Origin of the sequence: Bartonella sp. CL162QHHD, assembly GCF_042195435.1 — a bacterium.
Taxonomy (GTDB): domain Bacteria; phylum Pseudomonadota; class Alphaproteobacteria; order Rhizobiales; family Rhizobiaceae; genus Bartonella.
Genome location: NZ_JBHIOG010000058.1, coordinates 24,417 through 30,425 on the forward strand (window position 1 = coordinate 24,417; position 6,009 = coordinate 30,425).

At 36.2% G+C, this 6,009-nt stretch carries 4 protein-coding genes and 1 pseudogene; 3 read left to right on the forward strand and 2 right to left on the reverse strand.

Annotation, left to right across the window (positions count from 1 at the left end):
* Positions 1-19: 19 nt before the first annotated feature.
* Both ACFILD_RS05360 and ACFILD_RS05365 read right to left on the reverse strand, forming a co-directional pair.
* Complete coding sequence (locus ACFILD_RS05360) at positions 20-1,780, reverse strand: ShlB/FhaC/HecB family hemolysin secretion/activation protein (protein ID WP_375664865.1); 1,761 nt, start codon at positions 1,778-1,780, stop codon at positions 20-22.
* Complete coding sequence (locus tag ACFILD_RS05365) at positions 1,773-1,952, reverse strand: hypothetical protein (protein ID WP_375631742.1); 180 nt, start codon at positions 1,950-1,952, stop codon at positions 1,773-1,775. Before ACFILD_RS05365 ends, ACFILD_RS05360 begins: the two co-directional genes overlap by 8 nt.
* Before the next feature lie 249 nt (positions 1,953-2,201).
* On the opposite strand from ACFILD_RS05365, the pseudogene ACFILD_RS05370 reads away from it, so the two are divergent.
* From ACFILD_RS05370 to ACFILD_RS05380, 3 genes and pseudogenes are all read left to right on the forward strand, one after another.
* Positions 2,202-2,821, forward strand: a pseudogene (locus ACFILD_RS05370) (type ISP restriction/modification enzyme); the annotation flags it as partial.
* Positions 2,822-4,355: 1,534 nt separating this feature from the next.
* Positions 4,356-5,189 (forward strand): hypothetical protein, encoded by an 834-nt coding sequence (locus ACFILD_RS05375; protein WP_375637772.1) that lies wholly within the window; start codon positions 4,356-4,358, stop codon positions 5,187-5,189.
* An 81-nt stretch (positions 5,190-5,270) separates the two neighbouring features.
* Positions 5,271-5,849: a hypothetical protein gene (locus ACFILD_RS05380; protein ID WP_375664866.1), complete on the forward strand. Its 579-nt coding sequence runs from the start codon at positions 5,271-5,273 to the stop codon at positions 5,847-5,849.
* The last annotated feature ends 160 nt before the right edge of the window (positions 5,850-6,009 follow it).

A 6,009-nucleotide genomic window follows, 5' to 3' on the forward strand; every position in this document is an offset into this window, starting at 1 on the left:
TTTTTACCGCCCCTTTGCTCTAAAATCTCAATAATGCCCGTACTTGAAATAACCCTGTCGAATTTCCCTTTTCTCGCACTGTCGATTGGGTTAAAATATTCGAATAAGATACATCAATATCCGTAATGTCTCCGGTTGCATGGAAACCAAGAGTTGCCCCAACGAGGCTCCCGCCAAAACTGTTTTTGTTTGCATCATTGGCTACAGCCCCCAGATCAAGCGCCATATAAGGGGCAAATTGGCTTATAAATTTACGCCCCATTCTCGAAGAAAAACCTGGCAACAACAGCGACAATTCATTGCGCCAAAACGCCCCATTATTGCCGTAATAAATCGCCTCACGCACCCCGCGCACAGAGGAACTGCCACCAAGCGATATTTGCTCTGAACTAAACAATGTGTCGGGTGATAATTGTCCTGAAAACAGCGTGTTATAGCGAAAGTTATATTGTTTGAGCGAAAAAGGACGCACGTAGCCTAGGGAAAAAGACAATTTGGAAAATTGCCCTTTGGGTGAATTTTTTGTTGTATTCTCTTGCTCTTTATCGTCATAAGCGCCAAGAATTGCCAACCCCTTATGAAACCCTATATGCGCGCTTAATTCTCCTCCAAGCCACTTGCGCGAATGATCAAGCTCAAAGGTTGCAATAGCCAATTTACGGCTGGAAACATCAACCCGACTGCCCATAATAAAATTATCAGAATATTTCCATGTTAAGCGTCCCGTAAGCCAGGTCTTTCCCTCTTGATCACGGTCAATAACCCGTGAAATCCATGGAGTAAGCGATAAAGACTTACCCGCAGTCATAATATCGGAAAATATCCCCTTAACACTTGAATGATATTGGCTCCACGTCCCATCAAAACCTGTTGTCCAAGTGCCATAGGGTAGAGAAAATGATCCCGTTAGAGTATCACTATTGGGACGCTTGTGAGAAAAATGATACGGACTACCATCCATAGAACGCTGATAGCTAAACGACCATTGATCATTGATCCCTAACAGATCATCAAAAGAAAGGCTCAAGCGCGTTTGATAAAGCCCTGTTGCTTTAGCGCCAAGATTATCGCTGGAAAGCGTAATAAGCCAAGGTTTCTGTTTTTCAATATGAACATCGAGTATCGAACCACCCGAATTGCTCCCCGCACCAAGATTAATGGTGGCTTGGCGTGAGAAAAGCCGATTGATTTGATCAAGCCCTTGCTCTATCTGGCGCAGATTGATCGGCTTTCCAATAAGGTTTGGAAAAGCCGTGGTGATTTCTCCTTGAAGTCTCCTCTCAACTTTATGCCCATCAAGGGTAATATCTTCCATCATGCCTTCAACAACAACAATCTTGAGATGACCGCCGCTTAAATCTTGCTCAGGCAAATAAGCCCGCACCGCAATATAGCCGCGCTTCATATAAAGCTTGGTCACCGCTTTGAGCACTTTGTTGATTTCGGCAATCCCCAAACACCGCCCTTCCCAAAGAGAAATGGCTTCATGAAGGTCGGTATGAGAAATCAACTGAGCATCAACAAATTCAATGCTTTTGATCAGCAAACAGGTTGTACCAGACGAAGCACCATAGGCAGATGTGGTATCATCGTCTGGCAAAAATACCCCATGGGTTTCGTTTCTACGGTGCAATCGTTGAAAACGCTGTTCTTGCGTTTGTTGTCGTTGGATGCTCTCTGATTGATTAATCGCTTTCTCACGAATGTTTTGGGCAAAACTCGGCAACGAGAAAAGGCACAAAATAGCCGCAAAAATAAAAGTGAAAAAAAATCTATGCATTCATTGTGCCCTCAAAGTGAGCAACCAAATGAACCATATCATCAGCGTCACAGAAAAAATCGCCAACCGCGTAACAATTTTTTAATTTTTTGATGAGAGTAATACTTATAACATCTGAGAGAAAAGCATAGACTGTACTGTATACACTTGCTTTATGTGTTGTGCAAACCATATCATTTCCCCCGCTTGTGAAGATTTTACAATGACACTGTTAAATGACAATCATATGCTCTATATGCTTCTTAATTTTAAGGTGTTGCATGTAATATAATCTTGAGCTTAAAGTAAAGACTCTTATTCATAGAATAGACCAAATTTATTGGAACTGTTACATATTAGAGACAACAAGAGACACTCCATTGATTGTCGCTTGATAAGAAAAATAGTATGACAATAGCTTATTTACTAAAATAAGAAAATGCGTAATGCCATAACTGATGAAGAATTAGCATATTTTAAAGCCGCTTATCCTAATGAAAAAATTACTAAAGATGATCTATTTTATTATGTTTACGGTCTCTTGCATTCAGAAGATTATCGTGCTCGTTATGCTCATAACTTATGCAAAGAACTGCCTCGTATCCCTTGTGTAAAAACTGCTAAGGATTTTGGAAATTTGTAACAGCAGGGCATGAATTGGGTCATTTGCACGTGAATTATGAAACTGTAGAGCCTTATCCTGTGACCTTTAAAAAGGGTAATCCAAAATTAACTGATATCTCTAATCCAGAAAAGTTTTATTATGTGACTGAAATGAAATTCGCAAAAATTAAGGATAGTAAGGAAAAGAATAAATCAACAGTTACTTATAATAGCAATATCATCATGACAGATATCTCTCTTGAATGGGTTATGGAACGTCAATGTGTAAAGACAGATAAGAAGAGTGGCATTGTTAATGATGCCAATCGCTATGCTGTTGAAACCGTTGGCAACCCTGCTTATCCATTGGAGTTGTTTCAAAGGGTTATTACCGTAAGTTTAGAAACAATGAAAATCGTTAAGAACTTACCAAAATTAGAAATAAGAGAAACTGAATAGATTTGGCATGCTCAGATGATAGGCATGTTAACCTCACAAGGGGTATAAGGTCTTATAACCTATAGGTTCTATACCTCTTTTGTTAAGTTGCTTACATATAATCCTGAAAGGATAGTCTATATGCGTTATTCTAAAAAGAAGAAACTTGCAATTTTAGATACTCTTATTTGGATTGCCTTTAAAAGATTATATCGTAATCTAAAATGATAGCTTTGTTTAAAGAGGGTTATGTATATTCATTTTCTTATATTACTTATAGGTTTTGAAGGTTCTTAAACCCCCCAAACCCCCTACAAAACGTATGTTATTGATTGAATTTAAAGGTTGTATTATTGATATAGGTTGTTTTTTTGAAAAGTTGATAAAAATTAACATATTGAAATATAATGACTTTTATTTTGATTTTTAAAATATATAAAGAGGGGGCGTAAAAAGCACCTCCAAAACCCCCAAAAACCCCTAAACCTCCAAAACTCACAACCATAATGGTCTTGATAGCATTTATTATGATTATAATCCCTTTCTTTTGAAAGGCTTTAAAAGATCACATACTCTCATAAGACACGTTTTAATCATTCACTAAATGATCACTTTTGTCGATTCAATGTACTGACACAAACTGACAAATATATATTTATAGTTGTATTTATTTGTTATGGTTGTTTTAATAAGTTGTATTTTGAAAAATTCATAAAACTTAACTTGTTGAAATATAATGATTTTAATTTTTTATCATTTAAAAAAAATGATATAGGTTCTAAAAAGAACTGACAAAAATGACAAAAGTTTATTAAAAGGGATTTTGCTCATCTCTATAATGATCAGTTTCTATTGAGATGTTTTCATAACAAGCAATAAATCACAATTATCCTATTTATCATTTCTCTTATGAACATGAAAAATGATACCATGGCTATAAAGAACATAACAGCTATAGAGAAAGCAAAAATGCAAATGAAAGCATTTGTTATAAGAGCGCAGTGCTATTAAGGTCGTTTAAATTAAAGCCCCTTATAAACAAAATTCACAAAAAATTTAAAATTCATTTAGTAAAAAAATGATAGGTTATAAAGCTAAAAATACGCATTATGAGAGCGTTTTTAAATATTATAAATGTATAGATTCAGAAAATAACGCAATCGTTTCATAAAGCCCATAATATAGCTTTAAAAGCACATAAATATAAAAGAAGCAATTAATAAGCATAAGATATTATCAACACATAACGTATTTAAAAAATATCAAAAAAGATAAAATAATAATTGACAATAAATACGTATTTTGTTATATGAATACTTAAGTGCTTAACAACACTAAACAGTAAGCGAATAGGTTGCGATAAACCTAATCCTATTAAAAACTGACTATCTTTTATGCTTTTGTTAGCATATATAGTGATTTTGTCGGGTGTAGTTACACCATACAATACCCATTTATGGGAAAAGTGTAACGACGGACTTACTGCCGTGTTTGTTAGCACCCGGCGCCTCTATAGAGGTGTCAATAACAAACATTTAATCAGTAAGGTTTAATTATGAAAAATACAGTAAAAAACATCCCCGTTATCTCTAATATTGCAAACGAAATCACATCTGTTAATCAACAAGAGCCTGCAAAAAAATACGAATTTACCAATGAAAAATTCACTTTTGATGGTCTTACTTTACACCGTATACGTGCTCTAAGAGATTTTGATGATGTTAAGGCGGGGGACCTCGGCGGTTTTATTGAAAATGAAAGTAACTTATCCCATGATGGCAATTGCTGGGTCTATGATAATGCCGCGGTTCTTTTCAATGCAACTGTTTATGAAAATGCTAAAATTTATAATGACGCTAAAATCTTTAGAGGTGCCAAGGTGTATGGCAATGCTATCGTTAATGGCAAGGCATTGGTTTTTGATACAACCGCTCATATTTATGATATTGCAAAAATTCATGATAACGCTAAGGTCTGTGGGCATGTTTATGGTAATGCCGTAATTAGTGATAATGCTACTATTTCTAATGGTGCCAAGGTTTATGACAATGCCCGTGTCTATGAAAGTGCCTATGTTTGTGGCTATATTTTTGGCAATGCCCATGTGTATGGCAAGTCACGCATTTATGTCTGGGCGCGCGTTTATGATAATGCCCATGTTTTTTGTAATGCCTGGATTAAGGATTATTCAAGTATCTATGGTTATGCCAAGGTTTCTGGCTCGGCTCGTGTTGGTTGCTTTGTAAGGATTTATGATAATGCCAAGGTCTATGGCAAATCAAATATTGATCATCATGTGCAAATTTATGGCAATGCTGTTGTCAATAGCCGTGCAAAAATTCGTAATGATATCTGTGATGATAATCAGTCACTAAAAGACGCTGCTTAAATAACGCGTGGGCGCAGCGGGGGCGCCCTCCTTTAAATATCTCATTTAAAAATTTAAATCTCTTTATGAAGGAATTGTGCTATGCAAAAGAAGTTTGCACTCACAAATGAAACGCGTGTATTTGGTAATCATACCCTTTATCGCATTAAAGCATTAAAAGACTTTTCTGATGTTAGAGCTGGTGCCTTGGGTGGCTTTATTGAAAAGGAAGATAACCTCTCTCATGAGGGAAATTGCTGGGTGTATGATGAGGCTCTTGTGTTTAAAAATGGTCACGTTTATGAAAATGCAAGAGTTTTTGGCAATGCTGTCACTTGTGGTCATATCTATGGTCATGCGCGGGTTTATGACAATGCTATCATTGCTGGCTATGTTTATGATAATGCCCATGTTTATGGCAATGCTGTTATTTCTGATAATTCCCGTGTCTATGGTAATGCTCATGTGTATGGCAAGGCTATTATTTATGATAATGCCTATGTTTATGACAATGCTAGGGTTTATGAAAACGCTCGTATAGCAAATAACGTACATGTTTATGAAAATGCCAATATTCATGGCATTGCTGTTATTCGTGAAAATGTCGGCGGGTCTACTAAAATAAAAACCTATACTGAACGTCTCTCTCCTTATAGTGAATTAGAGATTGTCTGGGTCTAATCTAAAGCAGTGTAAATGAAAGCACGGGCGCGGCGGGGGTGCCCCTCTTTTAAATTTTCCATTCCAAATTTTAGCAAACGTTTATCACATTAAATTGTGAGGGTATCTCTATGTGCAAAAAATACGAATTAACCAGTGAAATCAAAAAAATCAAACATGC

Excerpts from the sequence above, each read along its gene's own strand:
- ACFILD_RS05360 (WP_375664865.1), bottom strand. The coding sequence starts at position 1,780 with ATGCATAGATTTTTTTTCACTTTTATTTTTGCGGCTATTTTGTGCCTT.
- ACFILD_RS05380 (WP_375664866.1), top strand. The coding sequence starts at position 5,271 with ATGCAAAAGAAGTTTGCACTCACAAATGAAACGCGTGTATTTGGTAAT.
- ACFILD_RS05375 (WP_375637772.1), top strand. The coding sequence starts at position 4,356 with ATGAAAAATACAGTAAAAAACATCCCCGTTATCTCTAATATTGCAAAC.
- ACFILD_RS05365 (WP_375631742.1), bottom strand. The coding sequence starts at position 1,952 with ATGGTTTGCACAACACATAAAGCAAGTGTATACAGTACAGTCTATGCT.